Genomic DNA, 15,436 nt, shown 5'->3' with positions numbered 1-15,436 from the left:
GGGTGTTCATCGGGCGCGAGGTCGGCGTCAGGTTCGGGCGGTTGTACCACCGATCATCATGTTTGTTGAGAAGTCAATTTCCACTGGAAACGGCACAGAGCCGCAAGGGAAGTGCCTCTTCGGATCGACGGTGCCGGAGCAAGAACTTGGGGATCAAGAGATTCTGGGCGCCCGCGACCGGACGTCGTCATTTTTTGGAGATGATAGACGATTCCACCGTCGCAAGGCGTGACGGGATGCCGTTGTGCCACCCAAGATGGTGTGGTCGGCCACCAAAAATACGACACCCCCGGCGCGAGGATGCGCCGGGGGTGTCGTCGGGGTCCGGTCGAGCCGGACCGATCAGGCCGGGATCAGACAGTCACGGTGTCAGCCACCGAGCGGAATTCCTCGATCTGATCGAAGTTCATGTAGCGGTAGATGTCGGCAGCCTTCTTGTTCACCACCTCAACCTGCGCCATGTACTCCTGCACGCTCGGGATCTTGCCCATCAGCGCGCACACCGCGGCCAGCTCGGCCGAGCCCAGATAGACGCGGGTGTCGATGCCGAGGCGGTTCGGGAAGTTGCGCGTCGAGGTCGACATCGCGGTGCTGCCCTTGCGGATCTGCGCCTGGTTGCCCATGCACAGCGAGCAACCCGGCATCTCCATGCGGGCGCCGGACTTGCCGAGCACGCCGTAGTAGCCTTCCTCGTTGAGGATCATCGCGTCCATCTTGGTGGGCGGGGCGATCCACAGGCGGGTCGGGATGTCGGACTTGCCGTCCAGCACCTTGCCGGCAGCGCGGAAGTGACCGATGTTGGTCATGCACGAGCCGATGAAGACTTCGTCGATCTTGTCGCCGGCGACTTCGGACAGCAGCTTGACGTCGTCCGGGTCGTTCGGGCAGGCGACGATCGGCTCCTTGATGTCGGCGAGATCGATCTCGATCACGGCGGCGTACTCGGCGTCGGCATCACCCTTCAGCAGTTCGCCGTTGGCGATCCACTCTTCCATGGCCTTGATGCGGCGACCCAGGGTGCGCTTGTCTTCGTAGCCGTTGGCGATCATCCACTTCATCAGGGTGATGTTCGAGTTCATGTACTCGACGATCGGCGCCTTGTTGAGGTGGACCGTGCAACCGGCGGCGGAGCGTTCGGCCGAGGCGTCGGTCAGCTCGAAAGCCTGTTCGACCTTCAGGTCCGGCAGGCCTTCGATCTCGAGGATGCGGCCGGAGAAGATGTTCTTCTTGCCCTTCTTCTCGACCGTCAGCAGGCCCTGGCGGATGGCGTACAGCGGGATGGCGTTGACCAGGTCACGCAGCGTGACGCCCGGCTGCATCGTGCCCTTGAAGCGCACCAGCACCGATTCCGGCATGTCGAGCGGCATGACGCCGGTCGCAGCGGCGAAGGCTACGAGGCCGGAGCCGGCCGGGAAGGAGATACCGATCGGGAAGCGGGTGTGGCTGTCGCCGCCGGTGCCGACGGTGTCGGGCAGCAGCAGGCGGTTGAGCCAGGAGTGGATCACGCCGTCGCCCGGGCGCAGCGACACGCCGCCGCGGGTGCTGATGAAGCTCGGCAGCTCGCGGTGCATCTTGACGTCGACCAGCTTCGGGTAGGCGGCGGTGTGGCAGAAGGACTGCATCACCAGGTCGGCGGAGAAGCCGAGGCAGGCAAGGTCCTTGAGCTCGTCGCGGGTCATCGGGCCGGTGGTGTCCTGCGAGCCGACGGTGGTCATCTTGGGTTCGCAGTAGGTGCCCGGGCGGATGCCCTGCTGATTTCCGTCAATGAGCGGCATGCCGCAGGCGCGGCCAACCATCTTCTGCGCCAGCGAGAAGCCCTTGCCGGTGTCGGCGGGGGCCTGCGGCAGGCGGAACAGGGTCGAGGGCGGCAGGCCCAGCGCTTCACGCGCCTTGGTGGTGAGGCCGCGACCGATGATCAGCGGGATACGGCCACCAGCGCGCACTTCGTCGAGGATCACCAGAGTCTTCAACTGCGACTCGGCGATCACGGCGCCGTTCTTGAGCGCGGTGACCTTGCCCGACTTGTCGTCGACCTTGAGCTCGATCTCGTCGCCCATTTCCATGTTGCCGGCGTCGATCTCGATCGGCAGTGCGCCGGCGTCTTCCATCGTGTTGAAGAAGATCGGGGCGATCTTGGAGCCCAGGCACACGCCGCCGAAGCGCTTGTTCGGGACGAAGGGGATGTCCTCGCCGGTGAACCACAACACCGAGTTGGTGGCGGACTTGCGGGAGGAACCGGTACCGACCACGTCACCGACGTAGGCGACCAGGTTGCCCTTGGCGCGCAGATCTTCGAGGAACTTGACCGGGCCGCGCACGCCGGCTTCTTCCGGCTCGATGCCCGGGCGCGGGTTCTTGAGCATGGCCAGCGCATGCAGCGGGATGTCGGGGCGCGACCAGGCATCCGGCGCGGGCGACAGGTCGTCGGTGTTCGTTTCGCCGGTGACCTTGAACACGGTCAGCTTCTGCGAAGCCGGGACTTCCGGGCGGCTGGTGAACCACTCGGCGTCGGCCCAGGACTGCATGACGGCCTTGGCGTTGGCGTTGCCCTTCTCGGCCAGTTCCTTGACGTCGTGGAAGTAGTCGAACATCAGCAGGGTCTTCTTGAGGCCCTCTGCAGCGATGGTGCCCACTTCGGCGTCGCCGAGCAGGTCGATCATCGGCTTGATGTTGAAGCCGCCCAGCATGGTACCGAGCAGCTCGGTGGCCTTGGCGCGCGACACCAGCGCACAGGCTTCTTCGCCCTTGGCGACCTTGGCCAGGAACTCGGCCTTGACCCTGGCGGCGTCGTCCACGCCGGCGGGGACGCGGTAGGTGAGCAGTTCGACGAGGAAGTCTTCCTCGCCGGCGGGGGGATTCTTCAGCAGTTCGACGAGTTCGGTGGCCTGCTGCTTGGACAGCGGCAGCGGCGGGATGCCGAGGGCGGCACGTTCGGCGACATGGGCACGGTAGGCTTCAAGCACGGCGACTTCCTCACTATTTCGTGGCGGTGATCGGAGCTCCGACCGGGGGTCGCCCAGCCGGATCGGACGAGATTATATGTCTTTTATAAGACTTGCGGTGCGGTGCAACAGCCGGGCAGAAGATCCCGGAAAAAACTTTTGCGATTCTACGCGTTCGAATCTGGCAGGTAAGCCCCGTGAATGATGACGAGGGCGCCTGCCACGTGCGAGCGAGCCCGCAGCTCACCTTCCCAACAGCGCACTTCGGCACAAGACACCACCCCAGTCGCAAGCTGGACCCGTGGGGCTGCGCTGCTATGCTGAAAAAACCCCGATCCGGGCCACGCTACACACAGGAGGCCACCGATGCACACGCTCTTCGATTCGCTCAAGACCCTGGATTCCCCCAAGGGCAAGGCGCTGCAGTACTACGCCCTGCCTGTACTGGAGGCCGCCGGCGTCGGGCCCATCTCGCGCCTGCCGGTATCGATCCGCATCGTGCTCGAATCGGTGCTGCGCAACTGCGACGGTCAGAAAGTGACCGAAGCCCACGTGCGTGAACTGGCCAACTGGCAGCCGACCGCACAGCGCACTGCCGAGATCCCCTTCGTGGTCGCCCGCGTGGTGCTGCAGGACTTCACCGGCGTGCCGCTGCTCGCCGACCTGGCCGCGATGCGCAACGTGGCAGTGGAGCAGGGCCGCAACGCCAAGCTCATCGAGCCGCTGGTGCCGGTCGACCTGGTGGTAGACCACTCGGTGCAGGTGGACCACTACGGCACGCCCGACGCGCTGCGCCGCAACATGGAGATCGAGTTCGAGCGCAACCGCGAGCGCTACCAGTTCATGAAGTGGGGCATGCAGGCCTTCGACACCTTCCGCGTGGTGCCGCCGGGCATCGGCATCGTCCATCAGGTCAACCTCGAATACCTCTTCCGCGGCGTGCGCAGCCGCGACGGCCTGTGCTTCCCCGACACTCTGGTGGGCACCGACTCGCACACCACCATGATCAACGGCGTCGGCGTGGTGGGCTGGGGCGTGGGCGGGATCGAGGCCGAGGCGGCCATGCTCGGCCAGCCGGTATATTTCCTCACCCCCGACGTGATCGGGGTGGAACTCAAGGGCAGCCTCCCCGCCGGCACCACCGCGACCGACCTGGTGCTCACCGTGACCGAGATGCTGCGACGCGAGAAGGTGGTGGGCAAGTTCGTCGAGTTCTTCGGCGAGGGCACGGCCAGCCTAACCGTGACCGACCGCGCCACGCTCGCCAACATGGCCCCCGAATACGGCGCCACCATGGGCTTCTTCCCGGTGGACGAGAAGACCGTGGAGTACATGCGCGCCACCGGCCGCGACGAGGCCGAATGCGTGCTGTTCGAGGACTACTTCCGCGCCCAGGGCCTGTTCGGCGTGCCGCGTGCGGGCGAAATCGACTACACGCGCACGCTGGTGCTGGAGCTCGCCACCATCCAACCGTCACTCGCCGGTCCCAAGCGCCCGCAGGACCGCATCGCCCTGCCCGCCATGCGCCAAGAGTTCGAGCGCCTGTTCTCCGCGCCGGTGTCCGAGAACGGCTTCGGCCGAGAGCCCGGTCAGCTCGGCGACCGCTTCGCCACCGCGCGCGAAGGCGTGGACCTCGGCCATGGCGACGTGCTGATCGCCGCCATCACCTCGTGCACCAACACCAGCAACCCCGCGGTGATGATCGCCGCCGGCCTGCTAGCCAGGAAGGCCGTGGAGCGCGGCCTGCGCGTGAAGCCACACATCAAGACCTCGCTCGCCCCCGGCTCGCGCGTGGTCACAGATTACCTCGACAAGGGCGGGCTGCTCGAGCCGCTCGCTGCGCTCGGCTTCGCACTCGCCGGCTACGGCTGCACCACCTGCATCGGCAACGCTGGCGACCTCGCCACCGAGTTCAACGAGGCGATCGCCGAGCACGACCTGGTGGTGGCCGCGGTACTGTCGGGCAACCGCAACTTCGAAGCGCGCATCCACCCCAACATCCGCGCCAACTATCTCGCCTCGCCACCGCTGGTGGTGGCCTTCGCGCTCGCCGGGCGGGCCAACATCGACCTGACGCAGGAGCCGCTGGGCACCGGCAGCGACGGCCAGCCGGTGTATCTGCGCGACCTCTGGCCGAGCTCGGACGAGGTCGCCGCGGTGCTGCCCTTCGCCACCGACCCGTCCACCTATCGCCGGCTCTACGCCGACTTCACCCGCGACCACGACCTGTGGAACGCGATCGCGGCGCCCACCGGCCAGGCCTACGACTGGCCACCCTCCACCTACATCGCCTGTCCGCCCTTCTTCGCGGGCTTCGGCATGACGCCGCCGCCCGCGCGCGACATTCACGATGCGCGCGCATTGCTGCTGCTCGGCGACTCGGTGACCACCGACCACATCTCGCCCGCCGGCTCCTTCCGCGAGACCAGCCCGGCAGGGCGCTGGCTGCGTGAGCAGGGGGTGGAGAAGAAGGACTTCAACTCCTACGGCTCGCGGCGCGGCAACCACGACGTGATGGTGCGCGGCACCTTCGCCAACGTGCGTGTGAAGAACCTGATGCTGCCGCCCAACCCCGACGGCAGCCGTGTCGAAGGCGGCTACACCCTGCTCGACGGCGAGCAGACCACGGTGTACGAAGCAGCGAGCACCTGGATGGCGCGTGGCGTGCCGAGCATCGTCTTCGCCGGCGAGGAGTACGGCACCGGCTCGTCGCGCGACTGGGCGGCCAAGGGCACTGCGCTGCTCGGGGTCAAGGCGGTGGTGGCAAGGAGCTTCGAGCGCATCCACCGCTCCAACCTGGTCGGCATGGGCGTGCTGCCGCTGCAGTTCATCGGCGACGACAGCTGGCAGGGGCTGGGGCTCGACGGCAGCGAGACGTTCACGCTCGAAGGCATCACCGCCGGCCTGGCGCCGCAGCAGCAGCTCACGCTGCAGATCAAGCGGACTGATGGGTCAAAGCGGTCGGTGCCTGTGCTGTGCCGCATCGACACCCCGATCGAGATCGAGTACTACCGCCACGGCGGCATCCTGCCCTACGTGCTGCGGGAGATCCTCGGCGCGTGACAACGCCGTTGGCGCGGGCATTCCCGCGCCAACGGCAACCCAGCCCTCTGCGGCTCGCCAGGCTCCATGACCCGCCTACCCGTCGCGGGAATCTCCCCGGGCCAGCCCCGGTATACTCCTGCCGCATGAAACCCACCGCCCCCTGCCTCTGCGGCTCCGGCCAGCGCTTTGCACAGTGCTGCGGCCCTGCGCTGTCCGGCGCACACCCGGCGTGCACGGCCGAGGCGCTGATGCGCTCGCGCTACACCGCCTTCGCGCTCTCCGACACGGCCTACCTGCTCGCGAGCTGGCACCCGAGCACGCGCCCGGCCTCGCTCGACCTGGACGAAACGCCGGCGCCGAAGTGGATCGGCCTGCAGGTGCGCGCCCATCGCCCGCTGGACGAAGTCCATGCCGAGGTCGAGTTCATCGCCCGCTGCCGCATCGGCGGCCGCGCCCAACGCCTGCACGAGACCAGCCGCTTCGTGTGCGAGGACGGACGCTGGTACTACGTGGATGGCGACCTCCACCCCGACTGAGCGCGCACCGGCAAGCCCCGCCCGGTTCCGACCGGCGGCGCGCGAGACATCGCAATGCGCCAGGCGCATAATCTGCAACACCACCTACCGGGCTCCGCGGCCGTCACACCGGCCTCGACGGGCCCCACCGAAGGAAGATCATGAACCTCGAAAAAGTCATCTTCGGTTTTTTCATCGTGCTCGCCGCCACGCTGAACTTCGGCTTCTTCGTCGGCGACATCGACAACCCCGCGCACCATGACATCTACGAGCTCTTCGCCGCGCTGGTGGTCAGCCTGATCGCCACCGTACTCAAGTTCGGCGACCGCACGCAGATCGGGGCGATCCACCTGTCCACCAGTCTCGCGGCCGACCTGCAGTTGATCGCGGCAGCCATGGTGTGGGGCTATGCCGCACACGTCGGCGCCGAGGGCGTCACACCCGACATGATGGCCAAGATCGTGTCGCTGTCGGGCGGTGCGCTGTTCGCCAACATGGTGTCGGTGGTGATCCTGATCGCCGAGACGATCATGCAGCGCCGCTGAGCCGGCGACCGGGGCCGCGGCATGCAGAACCTCGCCCACCATCACAGCGTCTTCTTCCTGATCCTTCGGCGCCTGCGCACGCCGCTGATCCTGCTCATCACCCTGTTCTCGATCTCGGTGCTGGGGCTCACGCTCGTCCCCGGGCCGGAGGTCGAGGGCCGGACAAGCTACCTGAGCTTCTTTCACGCCTTCTATTTCATCAGCTACACCGCCACCACGATCGGCTTCGGCGAGGTTCCCTACACCTTCTCCGACGAGCAGCGGCTATGGGTGATGGTGAGCATCTACCTTTCGGTGATCGGCTGGGCCTATACCCTGGGCTCGGTGTTCAGCCTGTTGTCGGACCGCAGCCTGCGTCAGGCAATCGCCATGCAGCGCTTCGTGCGCGCAGTCCGGAGGCTGCGCGAACCCTTCTATCTGGTGTGCGGCTACGGCGAGACAGGTCGCCTGATCTGCGAGGCCCTGGACCGCATGGGCCTGCGCGCGGTCGTGGTGGAGATCGACGAGGGTAAGGTCGGCGAACTCGATCTGCACAACTACGTACTCGACGTGCCTGCGGTGTGCGCCGACGCCGGAAACCCCGAGACACTCAAGTTCGCCGGCCTCACCCACTCCAGTTGCAGGGGTGTGATCGCGCTGACCAACGACGACCACACCAATCTGGCGATCGCGATCTCGGCGCGCCTGCTCGCGCCACGACTGCCTGCACTGTGCCGGGCAGAGAACGACGCCACCGCGGACAACATGGCGTCCTTCGGCACGCGGCACATCATCAACCCCTTCGAGCGCTTCGCCGAGACCCTCGCGCTGTCGCTGCACGCGCCCAAGGCCTCGCAACTGATGAGCTGGCTCACCGGCGTGCCGGGCACAGAGGTCGAGCGCAGGCGCGATCCGCCGCATGGGGAATGGATCGTGTGCGGTCATGGCCGCTTTGGCAGCCAGCTCGTTGAAGCCATGGATTCCGAGGCCGTGCCGGTCACGATCATCGACCTCGACCCCAAGCCCGACGGTCTGCACCGCTGGGTGCAGGGTGATGGCACGGGCGCGAAGTCGCTGCGCGAAGCCGGCGTGGAGGCTGCCACGGGTATCGTGTGCGGCACCAGCTCGGACGCGGACAACCTGTCGATCGCGGTCACCGCGCGCGAGCTGAATCCGGAGCTGTTCATAATCCTGCGCCAGAACCACGAATCCAACCGCGCCCTGTTCGACGCTTTCGACGCCGACATCACGGTGGTGCCCAGCCGCGTCATCGGTCACGAGTGCATCGCCATCCTGAGCACACCGCTGCTCGTTCCCTTCCTGGGCGAGATCCGCGCTCGCGACGAGGCGTGGTGCGGGGCACAGCTCGAGCGCCTGACCGATCGCCTGGGCTGGACCGTACCTGAGGTGCGCAGCGAGCGCATCAACCTGAGCCGCGCACCGGCACTGTACCGGCGCCTCATGCGCGGAGAGACGATCACACTCGAGCAACTGATGCGCTCGCCCTCCGACCGCAGCCGCGGGCTGGACTGCGAGGTGATCTACCTGGAGCGCGACGACGACGACCACCTGCTGGTGCCGGAACCCGGCACCCGGGTCCGTGCCGGCGACGAGTTCCTGCTGGCGGGCACGCGGGCCGCACTCGACGATATCGGCCTGATCATCGCCAACGAGCACACCCTGGCCTACATCCTCACCGGCGAGGATCTGCCCGGAGGCTGGGTCTGGGAGAAATTCTCCCGCCGCGCGCGCGCAGCCGCTGCCCCGCACTTGCCCTGAACGATGTTCAGTCCTGCTGCATGAGCGTGATCTCCGCGCCGGCGTAGCGCACCTTCTGCCCGGGGCGCAGCTTGGCACGCTTGCGCATCTCGACCTTGCCGTCCACCCGCACCTGCCCCTGCTCGACCGCAGCATGCGCCGCGCCCCCCGAATCCACGAGGCCGGCGGCCTTCAGCAGTTGATCGAGCTGAATGTATTCGCCGCGCACGGCAAAGGAAGTGTTCATCGCGTTCTCCCGGTGGCCTGCGCGACGCCGCACGCACCCGCCCTCATGTCAAAATGGCGGCATTGTCTCCCCGACTCGAGCGCATGACCAGCACAGCCCACCCAGCCCCTGCGCAATTCGCTGAAACTGAGGTCGAAGACCTGATCGAGCGTGCCGACCGCTGCATCGCTGCGGCGCTGGAGCGCGGCGCCCTGGAACCCATCCGCACCGAACAGGACTGGCTGGAACAGGCCGGACTGCGCTTCTCCGTGCGCTGGGTGTCATCGCTGGCGCTCAAGGACCGCGCCCGCGTCGATACGGTGACCCGGCGACGCGCCGACTTCAACCCTTTCCTGCCGCCCGAAGCCGCGCTCACCGTCGCCAAGCTGGGCGACGACCACCTCTTGGTGCTGAACAAGTTTCCGGTGATCGAGCGCCACCTGCTCGTGATCACGCGTGACTTCGAGGACCAGAGCTGTCCGCTCACCGTGGCTGACTTCGATGCCCTGGGCAGCATCATCGCCACCCACGGCGGCCTAGGTTTCTATAACGGCGGCCGGGTCGCGGGGGCCAGCCAGGCGCACAAGCATCTGCAGTGGGTACCCGCGAGTGCGAGCCGGCTGGACAGTTTCATCCCGGCGCCGCAGCCTGGCCACACAGTCCCGGCCGGGGCAGCGTTCTGCAATCCGGCCCTGCCCTGGGCCCACGCCTTCGTCCGCCTCGACCCGACCTGCTGGCACTCGCCCAGCTCCCCCGGCACAGCCCTGCACGCCGCCTTTGCCCACGCCTGCAGCCAACTCGGCATGGCATGCAACGACGATCCGATGCCGGCCTACAACCTTCTGCTCACGAGACAGGTGATGCTGGTGGTACCGCGCACACTGGAGAAGTGGCGGGACGTGTCGATCAACTCGCTCGCCTACGCAGGGTCGCTCTTTGTGCGCGACCGCGCCCAGATCGAGGCGCTGCGCACAACCGGCCCGCTCACGGTGCTGACGAGCGTGGGCCACCCGCGCTGATCAGGCCGCGCGCGGAAGCGGCGCATGCGGTAGCGGCGGCAGACCAATCGTCGCGCGCAGCTCATCACACTTGGGGTTGGGCGTGCCGTCCTCGAAGTACACCGGAAATTCGCGACAGGGCGAGGGCCGGTTCTCGTAGATCGAACACGACACCGCCTTGCCAACTTCGCCGGTAAGCGCCGAACAGCGCCGCGGCACCTGATTGCTGCCCTTCATGCAGCGCAGGTTGTGGTTGAGCTTTTCGGTCATGTCCGCAGGTACGTAGCCACCGGGCGTGTCGTCCGCCTCGGCCCAGTAGAAGGAGATGCGGAAGTGCGTGCAGCAGATGCCGCAGTCCAGGCAGGGGTTGTAGGCGTCCATGATCGGGGGCGGAGTGCGCGAGGCGAGCGGTACGCGCGGCATGCGCGGAGCGCATGCTCGCAGCGCACTCAGGCGCTCTCGCGGGGTTGTTCGGCGCGCGGATTCTAGCGCTTCCGCGGCGCCGTTCAAGCCCCCGAATTTCTTTTTTTATTCAATGACCTAAAGAGTTTTTGCGCAAAACTCTTCAGGCATGGAGAGCGTGCCTCAGGCGCTCTCTGCGCCGCAGCACTTCTTGAACTTCTTGCCGCTTCCACACGGGCAGGGGTCGTTGCGTCCCGGCCCGCCTGCTGCCGGCTTGCGCGGCGCCTCGGCCGAGAGCGCTTCCGCCGGCGGCAGGCCGAGATCGCGCCAGTGTGCGTAGACGTCATTGACCGCCTCACCTACCGCAGTGAGCCAGCCCAGGCGGGTGTCGTCGTCGGCCTTCGCCGCGCCCTCCTCGCCCCAAGGGGCGAGCACCTCGTCCAGCGTCGCGCGTACCGCCTCGACGGCGTCCTCATCCAGCCCTTCTTCCCAGCCCTCGGGCCACAGGTCCAGGCCCTGCGCAAAACCGTCGATCCAGGCTTCACCCAGCTTGAGGCCGTCGCCTTCCGCCACCGCGAAGCAGAAGGGTTCCCAGCAGGCTTCGTCCTCGTCGTCCAGACCCAGCGTGGAGAGCAGTTCGTTGTGGTAGGCCTTGACCAGGCGGATCGCACGCTGCAGCGCGCTACCCGAGCCGAAGTCCGCCTCATCGCCGTGGGCGGACCACACGCCCGGCAGCCAGCGCTCGGGCGGAATCGCACGCGGCGATATCAGCACGCCGGCCAGGTAGCCGTCGAGCATCTCGAGGTCCATGCAGTCCTCGGGCACCACATCCGAGGTGAGGATCTCCTCGAGTGCCTCGAAGTCCTCCTCGGTCATCTGTTCGCCCTGCATGGCGGGGAGGGCTGCAGCGTCGTCGCGAATATCGTCGTTCATCGTGTTCTCCGGTAATGGGGGCTAGCGTGGCGCAAGCGCGCACAGGGGGCAAGTCGGATCATCTCTTCGCCGCCGGACATCCGGCGCGGCTCATGCACCGGGTGGCGTCCCGCACCCCAGCCCAAGGTCAAGCTCGAGGCGGTACAGCGCCTGTCCGGAATCGCGGTATTTGCGCTCGAACGGCGTGAGCGGCACCTCAGCCGTGAAGGGCGCCCACCCCACCGGACGACCGGTGACCTCGCCCAGCGCGAGCGCGAACTCCTCGGCGTACACCTGCCAGTTGCTGCGGCATTCGAGCACACCGCCGAGGCGCGGAATCCAGGGAAACACGGGGTGGGCATGCCAGCGGCGACCCAGGTGCCCGATCTTGGGCCAGGGGTTGGGATAAAGGATGTAGTGGCGCGCCAGGCGCAGGCCAGCGTCGTCGAGCAGACGCCAGAAATCCACCAGATCCGCGCGCACGAACACCATGTTTCGCGGCAACAGGGCCTCTGGGTAGGGCTTGCGCCGGTTGAGGCGGTCTTCCGACTGGTCCACGCCCATCACCCAGTGATCCGGGTGAGCGCGCGCAATCTGGATGGTGCTGTGCCCCACTCCGCAGCCGGCATCGAGGATCAGGGGCGCCTTGCCGTCCCAGCCGGCGAGGGCGTGTTCGAGTGCGGCACGGTTGTAGTCGGCATAGGGTTTGCGGAAGGGTTGCATCAGGTGCTTGCGCACGCGCTCGCGCAAGGCGTCGTGAACGCCAGCCTGGGCGCTCTGCGGGATGCGGGAATTGGCGTAGCTCATCGTCGTTCCGTAGGTCTCATGCTGCCCGCGCCATGGCTTTGAGCGCGAGCGGAGGGTGCTCGATCCGCCGCCAGGGATCGCCCGCCGGCGCATCGCCGGGTTGCGGAGCGTGGATGCCGTGGCGCTGCAGCTCTGCCGCCACTTCGGGCAGGCTGCGCAGCGGGCGGATGCATGCGAACAGCGCGCGCGCAGCCTCGTGCCTGCGCGCGAGCATCTGCACCCATTGCTTGATGCGCCCCGGCGCATGCCGAGCCTCGACCTTGCGCTGTACCCCCTGGACGAATTCGCCGATCAACGGGCGCAGGGCCTGCCATTCGGCAGCGCGCTCATCGGCGTCGGGTTCGTCGAGGCCCCCGGCCCGAATGCGGCACGCGAGGAAAGGGTCGGCGACCGCACCGCGCCCGAGCATGACGTCCGCCACGCCCGACACCTCGCGGCAACGCACCCAGTCCTGCGCCGTCCACACCTCGCCATTGGCCACCACCGGCACCGGCACCGCGGCGGCGATGCGCGCCACCCACTCCCAGTGCGCAGGCGGGCGGTAACCGTCCGCCTTGGTGCGCGCATGCACCACCAGCCACTGCGCGCCGCCATCGGCCAGTGCCTGCGCACACTCCTGTGCGCGCCCGGCATCCCGCACGCCGAGCCGCATCTTGGCGCTGAGCGGCATGCCGGGCGGCAGCGCCGCGCGCACGGCCTGCGCGATGCGCCACAGCAGCTCGGGTTCGTCCAGCAGCGCCGCGCCGCCGCCGTGGCGATTCACCGTGGGCGCAGGGCAGCCAAAGTTGAGGTCGATCCCGGGCGGATTCAGACGCGCCAGCCTTGCGGCATTGGCCGCCATGCATGCGGGATCCGAGCCCAGCATCTGCACATGCACCGGCGTCCCCGCCACTGTGCGCCCCCCGCGGTCGAGTTCGGGCACGATGCGGCGGAAGAAGCGGTCCGGCAGCAGCGTGCCGGAAACGCGCGCGAACTCGCTCACCGCATGGTCGTAGCCGCCCACGCGCGTCAGCGCCACGCGCAGCACATCGTCCAGCAAGCCTTCCATCGGCGCGAGCAGCAGGCGCATCCAATCTCCCGAACACCGCCGCCGGCGCGGCAAAGTGCGCGATTGTAGCGCCGCCCGGGCGGGGGAACGGCCCAACGGGCGTTTTTTGCTGCTGTTTTCCTGCTGTTTTCCTTGCCAGCGGCGCGCAAGTGCACGATAATCCAGCGCTTTACGGCCTCAGGGTGGTCACATCCGCCACCCGCTCGATTCAGGAACACACCATGAAAGCAGACACCCATCCCAAATACGAAGACGTGAACGTGACCTGCTCCTGCGGCAACACCTTCGTCACCCGCTCCACGCTGGGCAAGCCCCAGTACCACGTCGAAGTCTGCTCCGCCTGCCACCCGTTCTATACCGGCAAGCAGAAGATCGTCGACACCGCCGGTCGCGTCGAGCGCTTCCGCCAGAAGTACGGCAACGTTCAGCGCGCCAGCTGAGTTGCAGGATCCCGCCGTGCAGGCGCGCATCGGTGATGCGCGCACACCGGCCCGGAGCCCCACACGAAAAGGCAGCGCAAGCTGCCTTTTTTAGTTTGCGCGTGCGCCGCGAAACCGCGCAGCCTTGGTCTTCACGCGCACTTCGCCGCACAATGCCCGCATGATCCGCGACCCCGCCACGCCCACCACGTTCCAGCGCCGTATCTACGGCACCGTCGGCCTGACGGTGCTGATCGGGTTGTACCTGCTCGTGGGACTGACATCGCACGATCCCTGGCGGGGCGACGACGCACGGCACTTCGGCCCGGTACTCGCCATGCTGCAGGGCGAATCCTGGCTTTTTCCCTTTCTCGCCGGCGCACCACTGGCTGAGCACCCCCCGCTCTATCACTGGGTCGCCGCTGCCTTCGCCTGGCTGACCGGTAGCCTGCTGCCCGCGCATGCCGGCGCCCGCCTGGCAAGCGCCTTCTTCGTCGCGCTCGCGGTGTTCTGGGTGGCGCGGACTGCGGAGTCGCTGTACGGGCGGCCGGTGCGCACGCCCGCAGCGCTGCTCACACTCGGCGCCCTGGGTCTGGTGCTGCACGCACACGAGACCCAGCCCCTGCTCGCGGTATTCGCCATGCTCGCACTCACGCTGCGCGGGCTTGCCGAAATGGCCGAGCGGCCCCTCACCGGCAGCCTCAAGGCCGGCGTCGGCAGCGGCCTCGCCTTTCTCTCCGGTGGCCTCGGCGGCCTGCTCATTACCCTTCCGCTGCTGCCGCTAGCCGTGCTGCTGTGCGCAGAATGCCGCACGCCACGCGCGAGCGGTGCCTTGCTGCTGGGGCTTTGCGTAGCGCTGGCGATCACGACGGTCTGGCCGCTCGCCCTGCACCTGAACCAGCCCGAGTTGCTCGAGTTATGGCTCCGCACCGAGTGGGCGCGCCTGAGTACGCCCGGGCTCAGCACCGCAAAGTTGCCCGGCGCCCTGGAGCTGGCAGGATGGTTCCTCTGGCCGCTGTGGCCGGTGGCCTTGTGGGCACTCTGGCGCGGCCGGCGCCGGCTGACCCAGCCGGCAATGATGCTGCCGCTGAGCAGCATTCTGCTTGTGGCGCTGTGGTTCGTGCTCGATGGCGACCTCGCCCAGGCCCGGATGACGGTGCTGGTGCCCGCCGTCGCGCTGCTCGCCGCGACGGGTGTAAGCACGCTGCGCCGAGGAGCCGCGAGTGCCTTCGACTGGTTCTCGCTGATGAGCCTTGCGGTCTTCGGCGTGCTGGTTTGGCTGGCCTGGAGCGCACAGACGGCTGGCTGGCCGCCCGGACTGGCGCGCCACGTCGCCCGCAACGCCCCCGATTTCGTACTGCCCGACAGCGAATACCGCCTCGTCGTCGGGGTGATCATCACGCTGACGTGGATCGTGCTGATCGCACGCCTGCCGCGCTCGCCCTCCCGCGCCCCGGCAAACTGGGCCATCGGCCTGGCCATGCTGTGGTGCCTCGCGGTGACACTGCTGATGCCCTGGTTCGACCACGGGCGCAGCTACCGCGAAATGGTCGGCTCGCTGGAGATCGCAGTGAGGGGTGAGCGCAGCGCGCAACCGGGCGCATGCATCGCGGGCAGCGGCCTGACCGACGCGCTGCGCACCTCGATGGACTACTACGCCGCCCTGCGCGTCGAACGCCCGCAGGACGGCGCCACAAACTGCCCGCTGCTGCTGATCGACACCGAGCGTGCGGAAACCGTGCAGGCCCTGTCGCACAAATGGGAGGCGGTGTGGGAGTACAGCCGCGGTGCCGGCAAGCGGACCGAAGGCTACCGGCTTCTGCGCCGCGTCACCGAATGA

Annotated in this window: 14 protein-coding genes; 8 read left to right on the top strand and 6 right to left on the bottom strand. The window is 67.6% G+C overall.

The genetic code is table 11. The features are described 5' to 3' along the window. On the top strand, positions 1–232 hold a 232-nt coding region (locus ACUH78_RS14475; protein ID WP_510497567.1), incomplete at its 5' end, for a hypothetical protein. A gap of 121 nt (positions 233–353) precedes the next feature. Here the strand turns inward: ACUH78_RS14475 and acnB are convergent. After that, the gene (gene acnB, locus ACUH78_RS14470; RefSeq protein ID WP_445333806.1) at positions 354–2,963 is read right to left on the bottom strand and encodes a bifunctional aconitate hydratase 2/2-methylisocitrate dehydratase; all 2,610 of its coding nucleotides are present in this window, start codon (positions 2,961–2,963) and stop codon (positions 354–356) included. A gap of 345 nt (positions 2,964–3,308) precedes the next feature. Here acnB and acnA point away from each other — a divergent pair, with 345 nt between their 5' ends. The 4 genes from acnA (at position 3,309) to ACUH78_RS14450 (ending at position 8,805) form a co-directional block, all read left to right on the top strand. Beyond that, entirely contained in the window at positions 3,309–6,005 is a 2,697-nt protein-coding gene (gene acnA / locus ACUH78_RS14465) for an aconitate hydratase AcnA (protein ID WP_445333805.1), read from the top strand. Positions 6,006–6,130: 125 nt separating this feature from the next. Beyond that, positions 6,131–6,523: a YchJ family protein gene (locus ACUH78_RS14460; RefSeq protein ID WP_418363181.1), complete on the top strand. Its 393-nt coding sequence runs from the start codon at positions 6,131–6,133 to the stop codon at positions 6,521–6,523. A gap of 140 nt (positions 6,524–6,663) precedes the next feature. Next, positions 6,664–7,047 (top strand): DUF6394 family protein, encoded by a 384-nt coding sequence (locus ACUH78_RS14455; RefSeq protein ID WP_418363182.1) that lies wholly within the window; start codon positions 6,664–6,666, stop codon positions 7,045–7,047. 21 nt (positions 7,048–7,068) lie between these two features. After that, entirely contained in the window at positions 7,069–8,805 is a 1,737-nt protein-coding gene (locus ACUH78_RS14450; protein WP_418363183.1) for a potassium channel family protein, read from the top strand. A 7-nt stretch (positions 8,806–8,812) separates the two neighbouring features. Here ACUH78_RS14450 and ACUH78_RS14445 read toward each other — a convergent pair whose 3' ends face one another. Next, positions 8,813–9,031 (bottom strand): RNA-binding S4 domain-containing protein, encoded by a 219-nt coding sequence (locus ACUH78_RS14445; RefSeq protein WP_418363184.1) that lies wholly within the window; start codon positions 9,029–9,031, stop codon positions 8,813–8,815. An 83-nt stretch (positions 9,032–9,114) separates the two neighbouring features. On the opposite strand from ACUH78_RS14445, the gene ACUH78_RS14440 reads away from it, so the two are divergent. Then, a complete protein-coding gene (locus ACUH78_RS14440; protein WP_435751118.1) occupies positions 9,115–10,029 on the top strand; it encodes an ATP adenylyltransferase family protein in 915 nt (304 codons plus the stop codon). On the opposite strand, the gene ACUH78_RS14435 is transcribed toward ACUH78_RS14440, so the two are convergent. The 4 genes from ACUH78_RS14435 to ACUH78_RS14420 form a co-directional block, all read right to left on the bottom strand. Beyond that, positions 10,030–10,389, bottom strand: coding sequence for a YkgJ family cysteine cluster protein (locus tag ACUH78_RS14435; RefSeq protein ID WP_435751124.1), 360 nt, complete (start codon positions 10,387–10,389; stop codon positions 10,030–10,032). A 204-nt stretch (positions 10,390–10,593) separates the two neighbouring features. After that, positions 10,594–11,343: a UPF0149 family protein gene (locus tag ACUH78_RS14430; RefSeq protein ID WP_418363186.1), complete on the bottom strand. Its 750-nt coding sequence runs from the start codon at positions 11,341–11,343 to the stop codon at positions 10,594–10,596. Between the two features lie 90 nt (positions 11,344–11,433). Then, positions 11,434–12,129 (bottom strand): tRNA (guanine(46)-N(7))-methyltransferase TrmB, encoded by a 696-nt coding sequence (gene trmB / locus ACUH78_RS14425; RefSeq protein WP_435751117.1) that lies wholly within the window; start codon positions 12,127–12,129, stop codon positions 11,434–11,436. Between the two features lie 16 nt (positions 12,130–12,145). Continuing rightward, on the bottom strand, positions 12,146–13,198 hold the full coding sequence (locus ACUH78_RS14420) for a tRNA dihydrouridine synthase (protein ID WP_435751116.1): 1,053 nt from the start codon (positions 13,196–13,198) through the stop codon (positions 12,146–12,148). 200 nt (positions 13,199–13,398) lie between these two features. Between ACUH78_RS14420 and rpmE the strand changes: the two genes are divergently transcribed. Further along, a complete protein-coding gene (gene rpmE / locus ACUH78_RS14415; protein ID WP_418363189.1) occupies positions 13,399–13,617 on the top strand; it encodes a 50S ribosomal protein L31 in 219 nt (72 codons plus the stop codon). A gap of 160 nt (positions 13,618–13,777) precedes the next feature. Next, positions 13,778–15,436 (top strand): ArnT family glycosyltransferase, encoded by a 1,659-nt coding sequence (locus tag ACUH78_RS14410; protein WP_418363190.1) that lies wholly within the window; start codon positions 13,778–13,780, stop codon positions 15,434–15,436.

It is taken from the genome of Thauera sp. ZXT1-4, assembly GCF_052598215.2.
This window is presented reverse-complemented; position numbering and strand designations above follow the sequence as displayed.

What these genes read in the sequence shown, in the direction of transcription:
- acnA (WP_445333805.1), top strand. Translation starts at nt 3,309, where the DNA reads ATGCACACGCTCTTCGATTCGCTCAAGACCCTGGATTCCCCCAAGGGC.
- ACUH78_RS14460 (WP_418363181.1), top strand. Translation starts at nt 6,131, where the DNA reads ATGAAACCCACCGCCCCCTGCCTCTGCGGCTCCGGCCAGCGCTTTGCA.
- ACUH78_RS14455 (WP_418363182.1), top strand. Translation starts at nt 6,664, where the DNA reads ATGAACCTCGAAAAAGTCATCTTCGGTTTTTTCATCGTGCTCGCCGCC.
- ACUH78_RS14450 (WP_418363183.1), top strand. Translation starts at nt 7,069, where the DNA reads ATGCAGAACCTCGCCCACCATCACAGCGTCTTCTTCCTGATCCTTCGG.
- ACUH78_RS14445 (WP_418363184.1), bottom strand. Translation starts at nt 9,031, where the DNA reads ATGAACACTTCCTTTGCCGTGCGCGGCGAATACATTCAGCTCGATCAA.
- ACUH78_RS14440 (WP_435751118.1), top strand. Translation starts at nt 9,115, where the DNA reads ATGACCAGCACAGCCCACCCAGCCCCTGCGCAATTCGCTGAAACTGAG.
- ACUH78_RS14435 (WP_435751124.1), bottom strand. Translation starts at nt 10,389, where the DNA reads ATGGACGCCTACAACCCCTGCCTGGACTGCGGCATCTGCTGCACGCAC.
- ACUH78_RS14430 (WP_418363186.1), bottom strand. Translation starts at nt 11,343, where the DNA reads ATGAACGACGATATTCGCGACGACGCTGCAGCCCTCCCCGCCATGCAG.
- trmB (WP_435751117.1), bottom strand. Translation starts at nt 12,129, where the DNA reads ATGAGCTACGCCAATTCCCGCATCCCGCAGAGCGCCCAGGCTGGCGTT.
- ACUH78_RS14420 (WP_435751116.1), bottom strand. Translation starts at nt 13,198, where the DNA reads ATGCGCCTGCTGCTCGCGCCGATGGAAGGCTTGCTGGACGATGTGCTG.
- rpmE (WP_418363189.1), top strand. Translation starts at nt 13,399, where the DNA reads ATGAAAGCAGACACCCATCCCAAATACGAAGACGTGAACGTGACCTGC.
- ACUH78_RS14410 (WP_418363190.1), top strand. Translation starts at nt 13,778, where the DNA reads ATGATCCGCGACCCCGCCACGCCCACCACGTTCCAGCGCCGTATCTAC.